Here is a 21027-nt window from a genome sequence, read left to right as displayed (position 1 = left end):
AGCTGGCTTCGAGTTCGCTCGCGTTCGGCAGCAGATCGGGGTAATCGGCTTCCACTTCCTTCCAGCCGCCCGTCGGCGCGCCGGTGCGGCCGATGCCTGCGTTCGCCGCCAGGCCACCAGCCAGTTCGCCTTGCGCCATCATGTCGGCGAGCGACGTGCCCTCCGGCGCGTGGATCACGTTCGACGGCAGCTTGAGTTGCGTGACGTGTTCTTCATCATCGACCACCCACGTCACCTTGGACGAATCCAGACCGAATTCGTCCATCAGCACCTGACGGTTCCACACGCCGGTCGTAACCGAGTAGGCCCGCACGCCGACCTTCCTGCCTTCCAGGTCCTTCGGCGTCCTGATACCGGCGTCCGGGCGCACCAGCAGGCCGCCATGGTGAAAACGGCGCATGACGAAAACCGGCAAACCGACGAACGGTGCGCCATAAGCACGCGCGATGATGTACGTGGTCGGCGCCAGTTCGCAGACGTCGAATTCAACGTCGCGCACCATCCGGCGGAACGCGCCGATCTGCGGCTGAACGGTGATGAACTCGGCATCCACGCCCTCGATGGGAATGGTTCCGTTACGGATGGCCGACGTGTGCGGATATTCGGCGATCGCAATTTTGAGCGGAATTTTTCTGACCAACATTTTCTCCTTTACATTAATCGGCGCCGGCAAACTGAACCTCGGGGCCTGTGCCGGACACTTTGTTTCGGTTAACGAAATACTCTCAGCGATCCTGCGCGTATCTAGCGGCGCGGAATGTTTGCCTGCTCGATCACCTGTTGCCATTTGGCCCTGTCGGCGTCGAACATCTGGCTCATCTCTTCCGGCGTGCTGGCCCGCGCTTCACCGCCCAGCATCTGCATCTTGCGTTTCACATCAGGATCGGAAAGCGCCTGCGCGCTTTGCGACGCGAGCCGCCTGACGATCGCATCGTCGGTTGCCGCCGGTACGCTGAGGCCGCTCCACGAGGTTGCGTCGAAGCCACCGAGGCCGCTTTCCGCGAGAGTAGGCACCTGCGGCAAGCCAGCGAAGCGCGACACGGAAGTGACCGCCAGCGCACGCACCGCGCCTGACGAAACCTGTCCGAGCGCCGACGGGATCAGTTCCAGCGCCGCCTGCACCAGATCGCCGCGCAGCGCCGTGATCACCTCGCTGCTGGTCTGAAACGGTATGACCCGCATGTCGACGCCCGCACGCGTGCGGAATAGGTTCGCAGCCAGGTTCTGCGTGCTGCCGACCGACACCGCGCCGATGTTCAGATGGCCCGGTTGCGCCTTCGCCGCCGCGATCAGATCGCCAACCGTCTTGTACGGAGAATGGCCGTCGACCAGCAGCACGAGACTGAAGAACGCGACCGACGACACCTGTTTGAAATCACTCTTGCTGTACGGCAGCTTGCGGAACAGCACCGATGAAATCGCCGCGCCGTTGCCATCGAGAAACACCGTATAACCATCCGGTCGCGCATGCGCGACCATGGTTGCCGAATTCACCAGCCCCGCACCGGGGCGATTGAGGATGACCACCGGCTCGTTGACGAGCTGCGTGAGCTTTTGCGCGAACACGCGGGTGGTCAGATCGCCGGCACCGCCGGCCGCGAACGGCACGACGATACTGATTGCGTGCGACGGATACTTATCTGCATCGGTGTCCGCGTGCGCCGGGCGTGCGCCCGTCATCGCGAGCAGGCCACAGGCGAACAGTGCCGCGCGCCATGCATGGGAACCCATCGACTGCGTCACTGCGTTACGCTCCGAGCACACGCGTGGTGTCGTCGAACAGTTCGTCGACGGACAGGCGGCGGGCAATCAGGTTCTGCCGCACGCAGTAGTCGATCGCGATTTCGAGGTTGCGCCGGTTCGCTTCGAGCCCGAACGCCGGTTCTGCCTTGCCGCCCTTCTCCGCCGCGACGCGCCGGCTTTCCTCGAGCAGACGGAATACCTCGCGCACGGCCTCCGGATGCGCGGCAAGCACCGACTCCTTCGCGACCAGCATATGGTTGATCTGGATCGCGTGGTTACGTTCGTGCCACGCGCGCGCCTCTGCCGCCGGATCCTCGAACAGCGTCTTGATGCGCGGGTCGCCCTTCGTGCCGCCGCCGACGATCGCTGCATCGATCTCGCCGTCGAGCAGCATCTGCATCAGGTCCTTGCCTTGCGCGGCGCGCCTCACGTTCGAGGGATCGACGAACTCGGCGACATGCGGCTCCTCGAACGTCGTCCACTGGACGCTCGACAGATCGAGCCCGAAATCACTTTGCAGGATGCCGCGGACCCACGTGGCGGTGGTCACCGAATACGAGCGCAAGCCGATGCGCTTGCCGTTCAGATCGTGCGGCGACAGCGGCCCGCGCTCCGCGTTGTAGATGATGTACGGGTGCTGGAAGCGGCCGATCAGCACGGCCGGCAACAGCACGAGCGGTTTGCCGCGCGCCTTCGCCATCAGGAACGTGATGATCGCAAGCTCCGCGACATCGAATTCGAGGTCGCGCACCACGCGCTTGAAACCGTTGTTCGCGCGCGGCACGTCGGCAAAATCGAGTTCGACGAGATCCGATTTGACGGTGCCGTCCTTCAGAGCCGCGGTACTCGGATAGGTATCGAGCAACATGTGCAGCGGAATGCGTCTGGTGGCGTTCATAGCTTGTTTCCTTTATGCGAGAGCCGGATACAGTTGCAGCGCGGTACGATTGAAAATCCACGCCTTGTCTTCTTCGGGGAGCCACTCGAGAGCCTGCAGGTTGTCCTTGACGATTTCTTTCAGCGAGCCCGGCGACGCGGGGAAATTCGAGCCCCATGCAATGCGCCGCGCGCCGAACCGGTCAACGACACGCGAGAAGAACGACTCGGGCGTCGCCTTGCCGGCACGCGCCTGACGGATGATCACGCTGCTCAACTTGAGATAGATATTGTCGTGTTTCGCGAGTCCGAGGAGCGGCTCGGCGCCGGCATACGGCGGGCCTTCTTCGAGATTTGGGTTCATCAGATGGTCGATCACGATGCGCACGGTCGGGAAGCGCTCGATCAGCACGTTTAGCTGCTGGATGCCCTCGATGCGCATCTGCACGCACACCGGCAGGTTCAGCCCGGCCGCGCATTCCCAGCCGGCGAACGAACGCGGGTCGGCGAGCCAGTCGCCCTGGCCCTGCATCGTGCTGCCGGCGGTGAAAAGCCGCGGCCCCGTCATGCCGCGAGCGGCCCAGTAACGGATCCTGTCGACCGCGTCCGCTGCGAGCATGTCGACCGAACCGACGCCGGTGAAACGATCCGGATGCGCCGCCACCGCGTCCATGCAGTACGCGTTATCAAAACCGTAACAGGTCGACGAATGCACGATCGCCGCCTTCGCCACACCCGCTTCGTCCATCGCGGCGAGCAGCTGCGCGTATGACGTGGGGCGTTCCTGCGACCATACCGACTGCCTGCCGCCGAGCGGATCGCGCGGATAGGTCTTCTCGTCGGTGGAAATCACGTGTGGATGTATATCGACGATACGGGTTGGCATGAATAGGCTTCCTGATCAACGTTGAAAGCAACTGCGCGTGCGAATGCCCGCAGGCAGGCCCTCGCGGGGCTGACCACAAGTCGGTGCAACAGGGATAAGGGAGGCGCCGCGTCGCGCGGCGTCAGACGCTAGCGTCGCGGGTTGCTCAGGTCACGCACGCTGTAAAGGTCGATGAAAATCATTAGATGCCCGGGAAGACGACGAACCAGGGTCTGCCCTGCTACTGATATCGCGCGGTATGTGTTCGCTGTCCAGCGCAACAGGTGCGGAGTCCGGATTCGCATGCTGTCTCCTGATCATGTCTGACTTCGGCGCGTTGCCGCGCTCGCTCATGTATTGATCGACTGCATCACGCTTGCTGCCACGGTGTGCAGCGCGGCGTCGTGCAGTCAATGTCGTCATGATCGTGCCGTGAGCAATTTCCGTCTATTGAAAAAAACCGCGTCAGCGTTAACCTTCTGGTTAAGTGGCGCTGAGCACCTATTCGCCTTGATCTTCGGCCAGCGAAGAGTCGGCTTCGTCCTTCCTGGATGCTGCGGGGCAGACTTTCTCCAGGCAGTGCAGCAATAGCGTGGCGCTCGGTGCGAGCGGTTTGTCCGCTCGCCATACGACGCCAAGCGGACGCGTCGCGAGGCTCAGGTCGACCGGCAATACGTGCATCGGGTTGACGTCCGCGTACGGGTACAGCATGTCGACGGTATGCAGCGCGATGGCGTCGCTGATCTGGATGTAGGCGCGGATCAGATGCGTTGACAGCGTCTCGATGTAATTGGCGGGCATCGGCAAGCCGTGCCGCGCGAGCGTGTTTTCGATCGGCTCGCGCAACAGCGAACCTGGTGGCGGCAGGATCCACGGAAATCCGGCAAGGTCGGACCACTGCACCTTCTTCTCGCGGGCCAGCGGATGATTCGGCCCGGTGACGAGTTTGATCGTCGTGTCGAGCAGAATCCGCTCATGCAAGCCGACGGTATCAGACCGGTTCGGCAAGCGCCCGACGATCATGTCGAGGTCGCCACGCCGCAAGTCCTGCAGCAATCCGCTCATCCGGCCTTCGAGAATCGATACGTTGGTGTGCGGCGAATCCTGCTTGAGCAGCGCGAGTGCTTTCGGCATCAACGTGGAGATCAGCGTCGGCAGCGCGCCGACGTGCACTTTGCCCGCGCTGCCCGTCTGCAGCGCCTTGATCTCCTCGACTGCCTGATTGAGATTGCTGAGCACGGCCCGCGCATGACGCACCACACATTCGCCATACGCGGTGGGCCGCAGACCGTTGACGGTGCGCTCGAACAGCTTCACGCCCAGCGCACCTTCGATTTCTCCCAGCGCCTTCGATACCGCCGGAACAGTAATGTAGGAATTCGACGCAACCTGCCGCAAATTGCGGAAGTCGTTGACGGCGACCAGCAGGCGCAAGTGGCGCGCCTTTAGATTGACGGTCAGATACCAGTCCAGTTGGCTCATCGTGTTTCCTGGTTACGTGCGCCAACCGTTTTCCGTTCACGCACTATGTTTCGCGTTGGCTTCCTGACGAGCCCGCGACCGCGTGATCGGGATGCCCCGCCTGTTCACCGGACTGCGACGATTCCATCGTCGGCGGATGCGGCAGCAGGTCGGGATCGCGCCGGCCACCGCCGTTGCCATTGAAACGCCCGCGCAGCGCGAACGCGGCCTGCAACATCACCAGCAGCAACGCCGCAGCAAGAAAGCCCGCACTGATTGGCCGGTCGATGAAAATATCGAGGCTTCCGTGCGACAGCAACAACGCACGCCGGAAATTCTGTTCGACCATGGGTCCGAGCACATAGCCGAGCATGATCGGCGCAACCGGAAACCTCGCCGCAACGAAGATTGCACCCATCAGGCCGAATACCAGCACTTCGCCGACTTCGAACAGACTGTTGTTCGTACTGTAAACGCCGACAGAGATAAAGAATAGCGCAGCCGGATAGAGGAAACGATATGGCACCTGCAGGACGCGCACCCACACCTGGATCAGCGGCACGTTCAGCAATACCAGCAGCACGTTGCCGATCCAGAAGCTCGCAATCAGGCCCCAGAAGATATCAGGGTGATCGCCCAGCAGTTGCGGACCTGGCTGGATGCCATGAATCATCAGCGCGCCGAGCAGCAGCGCCATCACCGGGTCGCCTGGAATGCCAAGACTCATGGTCGGGATGAAATCGATCTGCGTCTTCGCGTGCGACGCCGCTTCTGGAGCCGCAACGCCTTCGAGCGCGCCATGACCGAAGCGCTCGGGACGCTTCGCGATTTTCTTTTCCAGCGCGTATGCAATGAACGTCGTGATGGTCGGACCGGTGCCGGGCATCGCGCCGAACATCGTGCCCACCGACGTGCCCCGCACGATCGGCCAGAACGCCTGACGCAACTCCGCCATGCTCGGGCGCATGTCGCGCAGGCGCAGCTTCATGCCGCTACCCACCACGTGCATGCGGTTCACGTTGCGCAGGAACTCGGCGACGCCGAACAACCCCAACGCGAGTGCGACCAGTTGCACGCCGTCCGCAAGTTCGGTGAAACCGAACGTGAAGCGCACGGTGCCCGACGTCGCATCGGCGCCGACCACGCCGATCAGCAGTCCGACCACGGTCATCGCAATGCCTTTCACGCGCGAGCCGCTCGACATCGTGCCGCCCGCGAGCAAACCCAGCATCATGATCGAGAACAACTCCGCCGGCCCGAACCTGAACGCAATGTTCACCAGCAACGGCGACGCGAACACCATCACGAGAATGCCGAACGACGCGGCCGCAAACGAGGCCACCATCGTGATACCGAGCGCGGTGCCGCCCTTGCCCTGACGTGTGAGCGGATAGCCGTCCACGCAGGTCACCGCATGCGGCGGATGACACGGCAGATTCAGCAGGATTGCGCCGATCGCACCACCGTATTGCGAGCCGTAGAAAATACCGGCGAGCATCAGGATCGCGGGCACGGCATGCATCGAATAGGTCAGCGGCAACAAGATGGAAATCGCCGACAGCGGCCCCATGCCGGGCAGGACACCGATCAGGTTGCCGATCAGCACGCCGACGAACGACCAGATGAAATTATGCAGTTCGAAAGCTACCCCGAACCCTTGCCACAATGCGTCGAGAGATTGCCCGATCATGCGTCAGCCCCACGTGAACAAAGGAAACTGCACTTGCAATGCCCACCAGAACACGACTACGCAAACGACCGACATCGCGGCCGCGAGAAGAAATGCACTTAACAGGGAATTGTCGCGGTCGCCAAGCGCGGAGATGAACACGATCGCGAAGGTCGCAGGCAGGAGGCCGCCGTATTTGCCCAGCACGACGAACGCAACGATACTGCCGGGTATGCACAGCCCGCCGCGCCATTCGGGCCGCGCCCGCGGTTCGGTCACGGCTTCAGGCGGCGCACGGCGCGCGGTTGCCGCGATCCACGCGCCGAGCACGACCAGGATGACGCCCAGTGCGACCGGGAAGAATCCCGAACCCATCGCGGTGAGCGAACCAATCCTGTAGCCCGCGCCCGGCACGATCGCGCCAAGGCCGATCAGCATCATCAGTGCGCCGCCGTAGTAGTCGCGGGTGTGCGCACCGCGCCGCGTGGGTTGACTAACGGTATTTGCCACAGTGTCTCCTTTCGGTATACCGCGGGATACAGACACCTCGACGGTGCCGGGACAAATAGCACCCTGCGCCGCAGCGGTGCCGCTTCAGCCGAAGCCGGCGACTGCGTGCGGCACGTACGGTGCCTGCAGTGCGGCGATTTCATCTGGCGACAGCGCGATGTCGAGCGCTGCGACCGCGTCTTGCAGATGTTGCAGCTTCGATGCGCCGATGATCGGCGACGTCACGCCGGGCTTGTGCAACAGCCACGCGAGTGCGATCTGTGCATATGGCAGCCCGCGCGCGGTGGCGACAGCGCCGAGCGCTTCGACGACCTTGCGGTCGTCGTCCCTGCTCGCCGAATAGATCTTCTTCGAGAACGCATCGGTGCGGTCGCGGATCGTCGCCGGCGTGTCCTGCCAGGGCCGCGTGAGTTTGCCGCGCGCGAGCGGGCTCCACGGCATCACTGCGATACCCTGGTCTTCGCACAGGCCCAGCATCTCGCGTTCTTCCTCGCGGTACAGCAGGTTCAGGTGATTCTGCATCGACACGAATCCCGTCCAGCCGTTCAGACGCGCGAGATACAGCGCCTTGCTGAATTGCCACGCGAACATCGACGATGCGCCCAGATAGCGCACCTTGCCGGCCTTCACGACATCGTGCAGCGCTTCAAGGGTCTCCTCGACCGGCGTCGCGTTGTCCCAGCGATGTATCTGGTACAGGTCGATGTAGTCGGTGCCGAGGCGTCGCAGGCTCGCATCGACTTCGGTCATGATCGCCTTGCGCGACAGGCCGCGTCCGTTCGAGTCGCTGCGCATCGGCCAATACACCTTGGTGGCGATCACCACTTCGTCGCGCTTTACGTACTCGCGCACCATCTTGCCGAGGATCGATTCACTGGTGCCGGTCGAATAGCTGTTCGCGGTATCGAAGAAATTGATGCCCGCTTCGATCGCCGCGTGGAAGATCGGGCGCGTCTTTTCCTCGTCGAGCGTCCACTCGTGCGTGCCGGACTGCGGATCGCCGAAGGTCATGCAGCCCAGACACAGCCGCGAGACCCGCAAACCAGTATTGCCAAAATTGACGTACTTCATCTGCTCACACTCCTTCGTGATCGGCGCCGCATGCGTCAGAAAGCGTGATTGATACCCACCGAGACCGCCATCTGGTGCGGCTGACCCGCCGCATTGAGGGTCTTGTTGGTGATGTAACTTCCGCTGAACTTCGTGTAGTCCGCTTCGGTATACAGCGTCGTGCGCTTCGAGAGCGAGTAAGCGAGGCTGACGAGGCCTTGACTGCGCTTGCCGCTCTGATTCGGCAGATCGGTCATGTAGTAGCCGGCGCCGACGTGCATAAACGGATTGATTTCGTACGTGAAGCCACCCCAGTAGTTCAGCGTGCGCACGTCGGCGGATGACGGCGTCGAATCGCGGTTATCGTTCATCATGCCGCCGGCAAAGACCACAGGACCGAAGGTCAGCGCCGCGCCGAACGCGTAGTAGTTGTCCGGCACGTAGGTCGTCCCTACCAGCACCGTACGATAGGTATAGACACCGCCGACGTTCAGCCAGCCCCACTTGTACTGCAGGCCGACGGAGCGCGCGGCACCCGCATTGAAGTCGTCTGTCATGCCGCCGAACGAATTCTCCGCCCGCACGCGAAACGGTCCATATGTCTGGGTGTATTTAACGTCATTGTTAAAGCGTGTACCCGCGGTGGCTGGCGTCAGCGGAATGATGCCGGGGTACTCGAAGTGGAACGGGTCGTAGTCGTAGATGACATCGTGCGCGACCGTGAACTGGCGGCCGAAATCGAGCGAGCCGAACCAGCCGCCCAGACCGACATACGACATCCGGTTGAATATGAGGCCGTTGGTGTTGTCGAACGCGCCATTGCCGAGATTAAAGCCGCTCTCGAGCCGGAAATGCGCGTTATAGCCGCCGCCCAGATCTTCGCGGCCGATAAAGTCGAGCCGGTTCGACGTGAACAGCCCGTTCGAATTCATCGAATATGCGCTGCCGGCGCCCGTATTCGTGTAGCGAATGCCGCCATCCACCACACCAGCAAGCGTCACCATCGACTGGGCTTGAACTGCGCTGGCGAACGGTGCGATCGCCAGCAGAAGCGTGATCTTCCTGATCATCTTTATTCCTGATAGGTTCGGGAAATGAATTGCCATCGTGCCGTGCGTCTCCCGCAGCGGCGTGGCACGTGAAATCATTGCGTTTCCGTTTTCAGCCCGGTTGGGTGCCCGGCTGCGGTCGTGTTTCCTGACCGGGTTGAGCGAACCTGTCGTTGAGGTGCATTGCTGTCTCCTTGCGCTTTGTCGAAATAGGTATCGAATCTTCGTCGTATGTATTGATGCTGTGCTGCGTACCGCTTCGTCCGGCGGTTCGTGCTGCCGTAAAATTTCGCCTGGGGCTCAGCTCACTTGCGGATCATCGTTACGGCCGTTTTTAGCGCGATCATGTATCCATCAGTGGCGACCGCTATTTCCCGGCGTGGCGCATGGGCCCGCGCAGCTGAACACGTCATTCCGGTTGCGGGGCTTCAACCGGCGTCGTGAAGTTCCAGCGCATCTTCGAGCGTTTCCACGCAGGTCGGTTCGGGCTTCTGCGGCGGCGGACGCATCGTCTTGACGTCGAGCGACAGCTCGCCTGATTTGAGCCGTTCGCAGGAGCGGCTACCGTTTTCCTCGCGAGGCACTGTTCACACGCCTTATCGACCGTATCCACCTGCCCGCACGCGGCGCGTTGACGGTCTCCTTGCCGTCTTGCTAAAACCTCAGGACTGCTACTGTGTGCATGCACGCCACTCCAGTCGGAAGAATACGATCGTTGCATCATTGACGCGGGATACCCGCTTTGTCGATGACGGCATTCCACTTCAACTGGTCGGCTCTCACGCGAGCCGTCATCTCGGCGGGCGTGCTCGAGTGCGCTTCGGCACCGAGATCGAGCAGCTTCTTCTTCACGTCCGGCGATGCAACGACCAAAGCGATGTCCTTTGCGAGCGCGTCGACGACCGCATCGGGCGTATCGCGCGGGAGGCTGAGGCCGTTCCATGACGTAGCTTCATAGCCCTGAAGTCCGCTCTCGGCGAGCGTCGGAATATCGGGTAGCCCGGAGAAGCGCGTGTCGCCGGTGACCGCAAGCGGAATCAGCGCTTTCGCTTTAATCTGGCCGATCACGGAAGGCACGATCTCGAACGCCGCCTGCACCTGGTTGCCGCGCAGCGCAGTGACCACTTGACTTGAGGAATCGTACGGCACGACTTGCGCGTCGATGCCTGCCATGGACTTGAACAGATCGGCGGCGAGATTTTGCGTGCTTCCGGTCGAGATCGTGCCGATGTTAAGCTTCCCTGGATGCGCCTTCGCGTACGTGAGCAAATCCGCGACCGACTTGAACGGCGAATCACTATTGACGAGTAACGCCAGTTCGAAGAACGAAACGGTCGATACCTGCTTGAAATCGTCCATCGTGTACGGCAAATTCTTGAAGAGTTGCGTCGAGATAGTCGTGCCGTTGCCAAGCAGGAACGCCGTATAGCCGTCCGCCTTGCCGTGCGCCACCGGCGTGGCGGAATTGGCGGAGCCCGCACCGGGCCGGTTCAGGATCACCACTGACGCCTTTGTCAGCTCGGTCATTTTCTGCGCCACGATGCGCGCGGTCAGATCGCCGGCACCGCCCGGTCCGAACGGGACGACAATCGTCACCGTGCGCCCCGGATATGAGTCGGCATTCGCACTCAGGCATGGGGCCAGGCACAGCGCGGCCACCAACAGCCGCAGATAGCGAGCCATCTCGCAATGCATGTCGTCTCCTTGTTCGTGCGGCATCGGTCTGCCGCATCGCTTTAGTGGTGTTCTCGAAGGGGCGCTACCTGGCAAGCAGGTGCAGGCGGAAAGCTCGCCGGCCATAACTGCGAAAACTGCAGTTAACCCTATGAATCGAGCCTTCTATCAGGGCCCTGTGACCACTGCCAGCATGGAGCGAATGCCTTTCGATGCATGCATCGTCTCATCGCGACTACATAACGTCTATTGAATAAAAGCCGCGCCCCGTTAACCAAACGGTAAAGCCGGCTAACGAATGGATACAGGCAGATGGCAAGCGCGCAGCCGTTGCAGCACGTGCGTTGACTCGCGATATCCTGACGTGTCAGCAGACAGTTGCGACGTCGTAATCTTTCGCGTAGCGGTGGCCATTCGTTAATTGCACATGCCGCGGCGCGGGACCTCACTACCTCAAGGGAGAAAGTACTCGTTGAATCGCTGGCCTGTGCTCGTCTATTACTGCAGTGCTGGTCAGGCGAGATTGACAATCTGATTGCGGAACGCATTGCGCGGTGTAGCGATCGAAAGGTTGCCCAGAGCAACAGTGTCGGGATCTGGACGGTGTTTTTCATCAAACCGCAATATCGCCGATTGCGTCAACCCGGTCTGCGATCCGGCACGCTCGAACGTGCCGTGACGAACGACGGCGAGGAAAGCCTTTAGTGCCCGAAGCATCGGCTCACGATCGACAAATTGATTCGGGGCTTCGAATGTGGCGTTATTTATTCAGCGCACCGCTCATTTCAACGATGCCGCGCAGCGCGCGACGTCCTGTACATCCCCGGCGCTCAGCGGTTTCGGATACAGGCGGGGCATGATGCCGCGAGGATCTCGAATACGCGCTTCGATTTCGCTGACCGAATAGCGGCCCGATACGCCGGTCAATGCGGGGCCGACGCCACCTTCACCGGTCTGACCGTGGCAAGCAGCACAATTCGCGGTATAGATCGACGCGCCGTGCGCCAGTGGATTCGGAGTTTGCGGCGCGGGCGAATGATTATTCGTGGCGCTTGCCGTTGCTTAACAACGCAATGCTGTCGGCCGACGGATTCGGCGGGATCGAGGCGAGGTAGGCGCGGATTTTCGAGATATCGTCATCCGGAAGGATCTTCGCGCTAAAGGGTGGCATCTGGCCTTTCGGATCGTGCACGTAGGCTTCCATCGCCGGGAGCGGTATGGGATTGGGCGCGAGTGCGGGTCCTGTCGAGATGCTACCCTGCCCGAAAATGCCGTGACATTCGTAGCCGCCTTTCTGCATGAAAAGCGCGCTACTCTCCGCCGTAGCGAGGGCGTATGGTTTCCTGGGTGGGCATTGGATCCTTCATCGGATTGCGTGAATGCCTGTATGAATATACAGCATCACTGGTGGATTCTCGTAGAGACGAACTGGCTCTTTTTTGTGGAGAGGCTTCATGGATATGCCCACGCCGCTCAAAGTTGACGCGGCGTGGGCACCCGCATATGAAGCGTTTCCGCAGCCGGGTGACGAAAAGCGCTCAGTCGTCATCCTGCGACTTACGGATTACGATATGGCCAGTGCCCTCGATTTCGTCTTCGACAGCGTCATCAACTCGTTCGCAGCGGTCAACCAGATGCTTAAGAGCGTACTAAATCGCGACGGATGCGTTTGACACTTTTTATTTTCCAGTGACGCCTTTAATTTCTAGCATCAACCTCACCTCGCCAGCCATATCATCCTTCCACCCATTTACTTGACATCTAAACTATCAAGGACTAAATTAAATCCAGAAATCCACGTCTGGAGCACGGCATGCGTATCGTCTGTATTGGGGGAGGCCCGGCTGGCCTGTATTTCGGGCTGTTGATGAAGCGCCAGAACCCGCAGCACGAGGTAACCGTTGTCGAGCGCAACCGTCCGTATGACACCTTCGGCTGGGGCGTCGTGTTTTCCGACCAGACGCTCGGCAACCTGCGCGCGGCTGACGCGCCCAGCGCCGACAGCATCCTCGACGCGTTCAATCACTGGGACGACATCGAGATCAACTTTCGCGGCAAACAGGTCCGCTCGTCGGGCCACGGCTTTTGCGGCATCGGTCGCAAACGTCTGCTCAATATCCTGCAGGCGCGCTGCGAGGAACTGGGCGTCAAGCTCGTCTTCGAAACCCAGGTCACCGATGACGACGTCTATGAAGCCGACCTGATCATCGCGTGCGACGGCGCCAACAGCGCGATCCGCCAGAAATACGTCTCCACGTTTCAGCCCGACATCGACATGCGCAACTGCCGCTTCGTCTGGCTCGGCACGAAGAAACTCTTCGACGCGTTCACGTTCGCCTTCGAAGAAACCGAATGGGGCTGGTTCCAGGCACACGCATACCGTTTCGACGACAACACGTCGACGTTCATCGTCGAAACGCCTGAGCATGTGTGGCGCGCCGCGGGTCTCGATGAAATGAGCAAGGAAGAAGGCATTGCCTTCTGCGAGCGCCTCTTTGCGCAATACCTCGACGGCAATCCGCTGCTTTCGAACGCGAGCCATCTGCGCGGCTCGTCGCAATGGATCCGCTTTCCGCGCGTCATCAACAGGGAATGGGTGCACTGGAAGCCGCGCGCCAACGGCGGCACAACGCCGGTCGTCCTCATGGGCGATGCAGCGCACACCGCGCACTTCTCAATCGGCTCCGGCACGAAGCTCGCACTGGAAGACGCGATCGAACTGGCCACCAGCATCAGCGCCCATCCCGAGAGCCTCAGCGATGCGCTCAGGCACTACACCGAAGTCCGCAGCGTCGACGTTCTGCGCATCCAGAACGCCGCGCGTAATTCGACAGAATGGTTCGAGAACGTCGACCGCTATACGTCGTTCGATCCGGAGCAGTTCGCCTATTCGCTGCTCACACGCTCGCAGCGTATCTCTCACGAAAATCTTCGCGCGCGCGATGCACGTTACGTCTCGCAGTTCGAAGACTGGCTCGCAAGCGAAGCCGGCATGACGCGCGCTGAAAGCAACCGTCCGGTCCCGCCGATGTTCACGCCTTTCACGTTGCGTGGCGTGACGTTGGAAAATCGCGTCGTCGTTTCGCCGATGGCACAGTATTCGGCGGTCGATGGCATCGCGGGCGACTATCACCTGATGCATCTCGGCGCACGCGCGATGGGCGGCGCCGCGCTCGTCATGACGGAGATGACATGTGTCTCCGCGGAAGCGCGCATCACGCCCGGATGTCCCGGCATGTACGCATCTGAACATCTCCATGCCTGGCGGCGGATTGTCGACTTCGTGCACGCACAGTCGGATGCAAAAATCGGTTTGCAGCTGGGGCACGCGGGCGCCAAGGCATCGACGCGCGTCGCATGGGAAGGCATCGATCAACCTTTGCCCGATCACAACTGGCCGCTGCTTTCCGCGTCGCCGCAACAGTATCTGCACGGTGTGAGCCAGTGGTCGCGTGAAGCGACGCACGACGATCTGCGCACGATCGAAGCGCAGTTCGTGCGCGCGACGGAAATGGCCGCTGAAGCTTCCTTCGACTGGCTCGAACTGCATTGCGCGCATGGCTATTTCCTGTCGAGCTTCCTTTCGCCGCTCACCAACCATCGAACCGACGAATACGGCGGTTCGCTCGAAGACCGTCTGCGTTATCCGTTGCAGGTGTTCGCCGCGATCCGCAAGGTCTGGCCTGCCGACAAACCGGTTTCGGTCCGCATTTCCGCGCACGACTGGGTAGACGGCGGCACGACACCGGATGACGCCGTCGCCATCGCCCGCGCGTTCAAGGCGGCGGGCGTGGACATGATCGACGTGTCGTCGGGACAGGTCAGCAAGGAAGAAAAACCCGTATACGGCCGCATGTTTCAGACGCCGTTCGCCGATCGCATCCGCAACGAAGCGGGCATCGCCACGATCGCTGTCGGTGCGATTTCGGAAGCGGATCACGTCAACAGCATCATCGCGGCGGGGCGTGCCGATCTGTGTGCGGTCGCCCGTCCGCATCTGGCGAATCCTTCGTGGACGCTCAACGAGGCTGCACGGATCGGCTATTTCGACATCGCATGGCCGAAGCAGTACACCGCCGCGAAATCGCAGCTTGAACGCAATCTTGAGCGCGAACGCGCTCAGGCCGCGGAGAACGCGCGGCTCTCGCCGCAGGAACGCGCGCAGCGCGCGGAGGGCACATCGTGAGCCACGCATGGCGGGGAGTTGAAGGACGGCACGCCGTCGTCACGGGCGGCGGCAGCGGCATTGGCGCGGCAACCGCCGCGGCGCTCGTGCGCGCGGGCGCACGCGTCACGCTGATGGGCCGCGATACCGCAAAGCTCGAAGCACAACGCGAAGCGTTGAGCGGTGCCGGCGAAGTGAGCGTCGTTAGCGTCGACGTCACGCAGGAAGCCGCAGTCACGGCAGCATTTGCTGAAGCGACCACGCGCCTGGGCGCGGTCGAGGTGCTCATCAATAATGCGGGTCAGGCGCAGGCAACTCCGTTCGCGCGAACCGACATGGCCCTCTGGCAACGCATGCTCGACGTGAATCTCACCGGCGTTTTTCTGTGCACACGCGCGGTGTTGCCTGCGATGCTCGAACGCAACGCGGGCCGCATCGTCAACGTGGCGAGCACGGCGGGGCAAACGGGCTACGCGTACGTCGCGGCCTATTGCGCCGCGAAACACGGCGTGATCGGACTGACCCGCTCGCTCGCGCGCGAGGTGGCGACTCAAGGCATCACCGTGAACGCGGTATGTCCCGGCTACACCGAAACAGAACTGCTGCGCGCGTCGCTGGAGCAGATCACCGCGACGACTTCGCGCAGCGAGCAGCAGGCGCGCGAAGCGCTGCTGCGTCAGAACCCCCAACGCCGCTTCGTCGCGCCGGAGGAAGTCGCGAACAGCGTGCTCTGGCTGTGCGGCGCCGGCTCGGACGCGATCACCGGCCAGTCGATCTCGGTTTCAGGCGGAGAAATAGAATGAGTCCCACCGCGAAAATAAAGAAAAACCCCACCTCTGAAGCAAGGACGACGCGTAAAGGCGTCGCCAAACCGGCCGATAACGTGGTCGATCTCGAGATGAGTACAGGCGCGGACAGCCACATGGGTCTACGCCTGTGGCTGCGCATGCTGACCACGACCAATCTCGTGCAGGCGGAATTGCGCAAGCGCCTGCGCGTCGAATTCGACACGACGTTGCCGCGTTTCGATCTGATGGCCCAACTCGAACGTCATCCCGATGGACTGAAGATGACCGAGCTGTCGCGCCGCATGATGGTGACGGGCGGCAACGTAACGGGCATCACGGATCAGCTCGAAAAAGAAGGCCTCGTCGTGCGCGGCGTCGATCCGAACGATCGCCGTTCGATCAGCGTGAAGCTCACGGCTAGTGGCCGCAAATCGTTCGACAGGATGGCGATCGCGCACGAACAGTGGGTCGTCGAAATGTTCGGCGGCCTGGATCTCGACGAAAAATCGCGGGTACATGGCCGGCTCGGCAAGCTCAAGAAGCATCTGCTCGACAACCTCGACACCCTCGGCAACTGATACGAACAGGATTGAAGGGAGACGTTCATGACACAACACAACGCCGATGCACTACTCGCGGGTAATCGCGTGACGCTCGCGAACTACGAAGCACGGCATTTCGGATGGTCGGTCAACGCGGGCGTCGCGACGGTCACGTTGAACCGTCCCGAGCGCAAGAATCCGCTGACGTTCGAATCGTACGCGGAACTGCGCGACCTCTTTCGTCAACTGGTGTATGCAACGGACGTGAAGGCCGTCGTGATTCACGGAGCGGGCGAAAACTTCTGCTCGGGCGGCGACGTGCACGAAATCATCGGTCCGCTGATCGACCTGCCCATGCCGGAACTGCTGATGTTCACGCGCATGACGGGCGACCTCGTCAAGGCAATCCGGCATTGTCCGCAACCGGTCGTCGCGGCTGTCGACGGCGTGTGCGCCGGCGCAGGCGCGATTCTCGCGATGGCATCCGATCTCAGGCTGGGCACGGCGCGCAGCAAACTCGCGTTCCTGTTTTCGCGCGTCGGTCTTGCGGGCTGCGATATGGGTGCGTGTTCGATCCTGCCGCGCATCATCGGTCAGGGGCGCGCAACCGAACTGCTGCTCACGGGCCGCTCCGCCAGCGGCGAGGAAGGCTTCGCGTGGGGCTTCTACAACCGCCTGTGCGAGCCGGCTGCGCTCCTCGACGAAGCCGCGAAACTCGCGGCCGAACTCGTCGCCGGTCCAACGTTCGCGCATGGCATCACGAAGAAGATGCTGCATCAGGAATGGAGCATGAGCATCGACGAAGCCATTGAATCCGAAGCGCAGGCGCAGGCGATCTGCATGAGCACACGCGATTTCGACCGCGCGTATCGCGCGTTTGCGGCGAAGTCGCGCCCCGTGTTCGAGGGAGACTGAGTTGAACGCCTTCGCTAAACCAGACATGCACGGCGCGCTCGCGTGGCCGTTCTTTGAAGACCGTCACCGCGAGCTCTCAGTGGGCATCGAGGCGTGGGCCAGCACGCATCTTCGTGACCAAAAGTACGATGACGTCGACGCGACCTGTCGCCATCTCGTCCGCGCGCTGGGCGAAGCGGGCTGGCTGAAATACGGCGTCGGCGGCGTCGCTTACGGCGGTCATGGCGACACGATCGATACGCGTGCCGTGTGCCTGCTGCGCGAAACGCTCGCTAAACATTCCGGCCTCGCCGATTTCGCGCTTGCCATGCAGGGTCTCGGCTCCGGCGCGATTTCGCTGGCGGGTACGCATGAGCAGAAGCAGCGCTATCTGCCTCACGTGGCCAGCGGTACAGCGATTGCCGCATTCGCGCTCTCCGAACCCGAGGCCGGGTCGGACGTTGCCGCAATGGCGCTCCCGGCGCGCATCGACGGCGATGCCTATGTGCTCGACGGCGAAAAGACGTGGATTTCCAACGGCGGTATCGCTGACTTCTACGTTGTCTTCGCGCGAACCGGCGAAGCGCCCGGCGCGCGTGGCATCAGTGCGTTTGTCGTCGATGCGGATACGCCGGGCCTGGAAATCGCCGAACGCATCGACGTGATCGCGCCGCATCCTCTTGCACGTCTTCGCTTTACAGGCGCGCGCGTGCCGCGCGGCCAGATACTCGGCACACCCGGCGAAGGCTTCAAGATCGCAATGCGCACGCTCGATATCTTTCGTACGTCGGTTGCGGCGGCGGCGCTTGGCTTCGCGCGTCACGCGATGGAAGCGGGTCTTGAACGCGCGGCATCGCGCAAGATGTTCGGCCAGACGCTTGGCGACTTCCAGCTGACACAGGCGAAGCTCGCGCAGATGGCCTTGACCATCGACAGCAGCGCCCTGCTTGTCTATCGCGCCGCGTGGCTGCGCGATCAGGGTGAAAGCGTCACGCGCGAAGCCGCGATGGCGAAGTGGCATGCCAGCGAAGGCGCGCAGCAGGTGATCGATGCGGCCGTCCAGTTGTGGGGCGGTATGGGCGTGCAAAGCGGCACGGCCGTCGAAATGCTGTATCGCGAGATTCGTGCGCTACGTATCTACGAAGGTGCGACCGAAGTGCAGCAACTGATTGTCGGGCGCGATGTGCTCAAGGCGCACGCTCTGGAAAGCGCAAGCAGGAAACCGACGCCATGAGCGCGACGTTCGAATTGCCTGTGCGCATCCGCTTCGCGCATTGCGACCCGGCTGGCATCGTCTATTTTCCGCAGTATCTGGTGATGACCAACGCGCTGGTCGAGGACTGGTTCACCGAGCGCCTTGCCGTCGACTACGCGCACATGATCGAAACGCGGCGCGTAGGTCTGCCCATTGTCAAGCTGGACTGCGAGTTTTCGCGTCCAAGCCGGATGGGCGAAACCGTCACGCTGTCGCTTTCGCTGGCAGCTAGAGGCCGGCGTTCCATCCGGATCGACATCGTCGGCCGGTGCGGCGACGAGGTGCGTTTTCGCGCGCACCAGGTGCTGGTCACGACGTCGCTCGAATCGGGCGCGTCAATCGATATTCCCGGCGACATCGCCGCCGCCCTGGCCGCGTTCGCCCCGCATTGCCCATCTACGCAGGAGCTTCGCTCATGAAAAAATCTCTGCTGCCCGCCGGTTGGGTCAAGCCGCGCGGTTACGCAAATGGCGTCGCCGCGAGCGGCACGCAGGTTTTCATCGCCGGACAGATCGGCTGGGATGAATCCGCGAAATTCCAGAGCACCGAATTCGCCGCGCAGGCGATCCAGGCGCTGCGCAACGTGGTCGCGGTGCTGCGCGAAGCAAACGGCAAGCCGGAGCATCTGGTGCGTCTGACGTGGTACGTCACCGACAAACACGAGTACCTCGCTTCGCTCAAGGAAATCGGTGGCGCGTTTCGTGAACTGATCGGCGATTACGACATCGCGATGAGCGCGGTTCAGGTGGTTGCGCTCATCGAAGACGAAGCAAAGGTCGAAATCGAAGCGACCGCCGTGATTCCTCACGAAGTTCGCTAAACATCTCACTCGTTCCGGGAGACCCTGATGGAACCGTCAGCACACGTCGATACCTTTGCGCGGGACAATCTGCCGCCGCAGGATCAATGGCCGGTGTTTCTGCTGGACAACCCGGACGTGGCGTATCCCGCGCGCTTTAACTGTGCGACCGAACTGCTGGATCGCGGCGTGGAGGCCGGATATCGGGAACGTCCCGCGATCTGGTCGGAAGTGGACGGCCGCCCTCAAGCCACCACCTACGGCGAACTGCTTGCGCTCGTGAATCGCAGCGCCCGCGTGCTCGTCGAAGACATGGGCCTGCGGCCGGGCAATCGTCTGCTGCTGCGCGGCCCGAATACGTTGCAGATGGCGGTCGCGTTTCTCGCCGCGCTCAAGGCTGGCCTCGTCGTGGTGCCGACCATGCCGCTGCTGCGCGCCAAGGAACTCAAGCAGATCATCGACAAGGCGAAGATCGGCGCCGCCTTGTGCGACACGCGTCTTTTCGACGAACTGAAGCGCTGTGCCGACAGCAACGACGAATACCATTGTCCGGACCTCACGCAAACCCGGGTCTTTCACGACGATTCGGCGGATTCGCTCGAAACGCTCGCCGCCGGCAAACCTGAAACGTTCACCGCGTGCGATACGGCCGGCGACGACGTGTGCCTGATCGCGTTCACGAGCGGCACGACAGGTGCGCCAAAAGGTTGCATGCATTTTCATCGCGACGTGCTCGCGATGTGCGATCTGTTTCCGCGCCACATACTCAAGCCTTCGCCGGTCGACGTGTTTTGCGGCACGCCGCCGCTCGCGTTCACGTTCGGCCTTGGCGGCATGCTGTGCTTTCCGCTGCGCGCGGGCGCATCGACGGTGCTGATCGAACGGCTCACGCCGGAAACGTTGCTGCAAACCGTCGAACGCTTTCGCGCGACGATCATGTTCACCGCGCCCACGTTCTATCGCCAGATGGCGCCGCTATTGCCGCGCTTCGATACATCGAGCCTGCACAAAAGCGTGTCCGCTGGCGAGGCGCTGCCCGATTCGACGCGCGCGCTATGGCGCGGTGCAAGCGGCATTGAGATGATCGATGGCATCGGCGGCACGGAGCTAATCCATATTTTCGTCTCCGCTTCGGAGGACGATGCACGCCCGAATGCGATCGGCCGTGCGGTGCCGGGCTACGTCGTGCAGGTTGTCGACGACGCGATGCAGCCCGTGCCGCGCGGCACGATCGGCAAGCTCGCGGTGCGCGGCCCGACCGGCTGCCGCTATCTTGCGGACGAGCGTCAGCTGAAATTCGTGCGCGACGGCTGGAATCTGCCCGGCGATTCGGTGTATCAGGACGATGACGGCTACATTTTTTACCAGGCGCGCGCCGACGACATGATCGTATCCGCGGGCTACAACATCTCCGGTCCGGAGGTCGAAAGCGCGCTGATGCAGCATGAAGCGGTAGCCGAATGCGGCGTCGTGGGCGCAGCCGACGAAACTCGCGGCCAGATCGTGAAGGCATTTGTCGTGCTGCGCCCGAACTATGCGCCCAGCGACAAACTGGTCGCGCAACTGCAGGATTTCGTGAAAAATACGATTGCGCCATACAAATACCCGCGCGTGATCACGTTCATCGACGCCTTGCCGCGCACTGAAACGGGCAAGCTCAAACGGTTCGCATTGCGCGCGATGTAAT

Annotated in this window: 22 protein-coding genes and 2 pseudogenes; 10 read left to right on the top strand and 14 right to left on the bottom strand. The window is 61.9% G+C overall.

Annotated elements, in window-relative coordinates:
* The 11 genes from LPA34_RS25275 to LPA34_RS25225 all read right to left on the bottom strand — a co-directional run.
* On the bottom strand, positions 1–643 hold a 643-nt coding region (locus tag LPA34_RS25275; protein ID WP_228983619.1), incomplete at its 3' end, for an ABC transporter substrate-binding protein.
* A 101-nt stretch (positions 644–744) separates the two neighbouring features.
* The gene (locus tag LPA34_RS25270) at positions 745–1743 is read right to left on the bottom strand and encodes a Bug family tripartite tricarboxylate transporter substrate binding protein (RefSeq protein WP_228983618.1); all 999 of its coding nucleotides are present in this window, start codon (positions 1741–1743) and stop codon (positions 745–747) included.
* Positions 1744–1747: 4 nt separating this feature from the next.
* Positions 1748–2641, bottom strand: coding sequence for an ABC transporter substrate-binding protein (locus LPA34_RS25265; protein ID WP_228983617.1), 894 nt, complete (start codon positions 2639–2641; stop codon positions 1748–1750).
* 12 nt (positions 2642–2653) lie between these two features.
* Positions 2654–3505, bottom strand: coding sequence for an amidohydrolase family protein (locus LPA34_RS25260; RefSeq protein WP_228983615.1), 852 nt, complete (start codon positions 3503–3505; stop codon positions 2654–2656).
* A gap of 480 nt (positions 3506–3985) precedes the next feature.
* Positions 3986–4966, bottom strand: coding sequence for a LysR substrate-binding domain-containing protein (locus LPA34_RS25255; protein ID WP_228983614.1), 981 nt, complete (start codon positions 4964–4966; stop codon positions 3986–3988).
* A 43-nt stretch (positions 4967–5009) separates the two neighbouring features.
* A complete protein-coding gene (locus LPA34_RS25250; protein WP_228983613.1) occupies positions 5010–6635 on the bottom strand; it encodes a tripartite tricarboxylate transporter permease in 1626 nt (541 codons plus the stop codon).
* A gap of 3 nt (positions 6636–6638) precedes the next feature.
* Positions 6639–7055 carry a tripartite tricarboxylate transporter TctB family protein gene (locus LPA34_RS25245; RefSeq protein WP_228983622.1) on the bottom strand — a complete coding sequence of 139 codons (417 nt, stop codon included), beginning with the start codon at positions 7053–7055 and terminating at the stop codon, positions 6639–6641.
* 153 nt (positions 7056–7208) lie between these two features.
* Positions 7209–8195: an aldo/keto reductase gene (locus LPA34_RS25240; protein WP_228983612.1), complete on the bottom strand. Its 987-nt coding sequence runs from the start codon at positions 8193–8195 to the stop codon at positions 7209–7211.
* A gap of 35 nt (positions 8196–8230) precedes the next feature.
* A complete protein-coding gene (locus tag LPA34_RS25235; RefSeq protein ID WP_228983611.1) occupies positions 8231–9244 on the bottom strand; it encodes a porin in 1014 nt (337 codons plus the stop codon).
* Between the two features lie 407 nt (positions 9245–9651).
* On the bottom strand, positions 9652–9807 hold the full coding sequence (locus LPA34_RS25230; protein ID WP_228983610.1) for a hypothetical protein: 156 nt from the start codon (positions 9805–9807) through the stop codon (positions 9652–9654).
* A gap of 136 nt (positions 9808–9943) precedes the next feature.
* On the bottom strand, positions 9944–10918 hold the full coding sequence (locus tag LPA34_RS25225) for a Bug family tripartite tricarboxylate transporter substrate binding protein (protein ID WP_228983609.1): 975 nt from the start codon (positions 10916–10918) through the stop codon (positions 9944–9946).
* A gap of 442 nt (positions 10919–11360) precedes the next feature.
* Between LPA34_RS25225 and LPA34_RS27120 the strand changes: the two are divergent.
* A pseudogene (locus tag LPA34_RS27120) lies at positions 11361–11468 on the top strand (IS66 family transposase); the annotation flags it as partial.
* A 62-nt stretch (positions 11469–11530) separates the two neighbouring features.
* Here the strand turns inward: LPA34_RS27120 and LPA34_RS25220 are convergent.
* From LPA34_RS25220 to LPA34_RS25210, 3 genes and pseudogenes are all read right to left on the bottom strand, one after another.
* Positions 11531–11614, bottom strand: a pseudogene (locus tag LPA34_RS25220) (LysR family transcriptional regulator); the annotation flags it as partial.
* 63 nt (positions 11615–11677) lie between these two features.
* Positions 11678–11905, bottom strand: a complete 228-nt coding sequence (locus LPA34_RS25215; RefSeq protein ID WP_267478886.1) for a c-type cytochrome — start codon at positions 11903–11905, stop codon at positions 11678–11680.
* A 31-nt stretch (positions 11906–11936) separates the two neighbouring features.
* On the bottom strand, positions 11937–12197 hold the full coding sequence (locus tag LPA34_RS25210) for a c-type cytochrome (RefSeq protein ID WP_228983608.1): 261 nt from the start codon (positions 12195–12197) through the stop codon (positions 11937–11939).
* Between the two features lie 154 nt (positions 12198–12351).
* On the opposite strand from LPA34_RS25210, the gene LPA34_RS25205 reads away from it, so the two are divergent.
* The 9 genes from LPA34_RS25205 to LPA34_RS25165 all read left to right on the top strand — a co-directional run bounded on the left by LPA34_RS25205 (position 12352) and on the right by LPA34_RS25165 (position 21026).
* Positions 12352–12570 carry a hypothetical protein gene (locus LPA34_RS25205; protein ID WP_228983607.1) on the top strand — a complete coding sequence of 73 codons (219 nt, stop codon included), beginning with the start codon at positions 12352–12354 and terminating at the stop codon, positions 12568–12570.
* A 140-nt stretch (positions 12571–12710) separates the two neighbouring features.
* Positions 12711–15083 (top strand): bifunctional salicylyl-CoA 5-hydroxylase/oxidoreductase, encoded by a 2373-nt coding sequence (locus tag LPA34_RS25200; protein ID WP_228983606.1) that lies wholly within the window; start codon positions 12711–12713, stop codon positions 15081–15083.
* Entirely contained in the window at positions 15080–15865 is a 786-nt protein-coding gene (locus LPA34_RS25195) for an SDR family NAD(P)-dependent oxidoreductase (RefSeq protein WP_228983605.1), read from the top strand. The genes LPA34_RS25200 and LPA34_RS25195 overlap by 4 nt, the downstream gene beginning before the upstream one ends.
* Complete coding sequence (locus LPA34_RS25190; RefSeq protein ID WP_228983604.1) at positions 15862–16428, top strand: MarR family winged helix-turn-helix transcriptional regulator; 567 nt, start codon at positions 15862–15864, stop codon at positions 16426–16428. The genes LPA34_RS25195 and LPA34_RS25190 overlap by 4 nt, the downstream gene beginning before the upstream one ends.
* 27 nt (positions 16429–16455) lie before the next feature.
* Positions 16456–17307, top strand: coding sequence for an enoyl-CoA hydratase family protein (locus LPA34_RS25185; protein WP_228983602.1), 852 nt, complete (start codon positions 16456–16458; stop codon positions 17305–17307).
* A gap of 25 nt (positions 17308–17332) precedes the next feature.
* Positions 17333–18520: an acyl-CoA dehydrogenase family protein gene (locus LPA34_RS25180; RefSeq protein ID WP_228983620.1), complete on the top strand. Its 1188-nt coding sequence runs from the start codon at positions 17333–17335 to the stop codon at positions 18518–18520.
* Between the two features lie 20 nt (positions 18521–18540).
* Entirely contained in the window at positions 18541–18960 is a 420-nt protein-coding gene (locus LPA34_RS25175) for an acyl-CoA thioesterase (protein ID WP_407672513.1), read from the top strand.
* Complete coding sequence (locus LPA34_RS25170; protein WP_228983598.1) at positions 18957–19361, top strand: RidA family protein; 405 nt, start codon at positions 18957–18959, stop codon at positions 19359–19361. Before LPA34_RS25175 ends, LPA34_RS25170 begins: the two co-directional genes overlap by 4 nt.
* Before the next feature lie 27 nt (positions 19362–19388).
* On the top strand, positions 19389–21026 hold the full coding sequence (locus LPA34_RS25165) for an AMP-binding protein (RefSeq protein ID WP_228983596.1): 1638 nt from the start codon (positions 19389–19391) through the stop codon (positions 21024–21026).
* Position 21027 lies beyond the last annotated feature (1 nt).

This window comes from Paraburkholderia gardini (assembly GCF_907164575.1).
Taxonomy (GTDB): domain Bacteria; phylum Pseudomonadota; class Gammaproteobacteria; order Burkholderiales; family Burkholderiaceae; genus Paraburkholderia; species Paraburkholderia gardini.
Note: the sequence above shows the minus strand (reverse complement) of the source record. Positions and strands in the feature narration are given on the sequence as shown.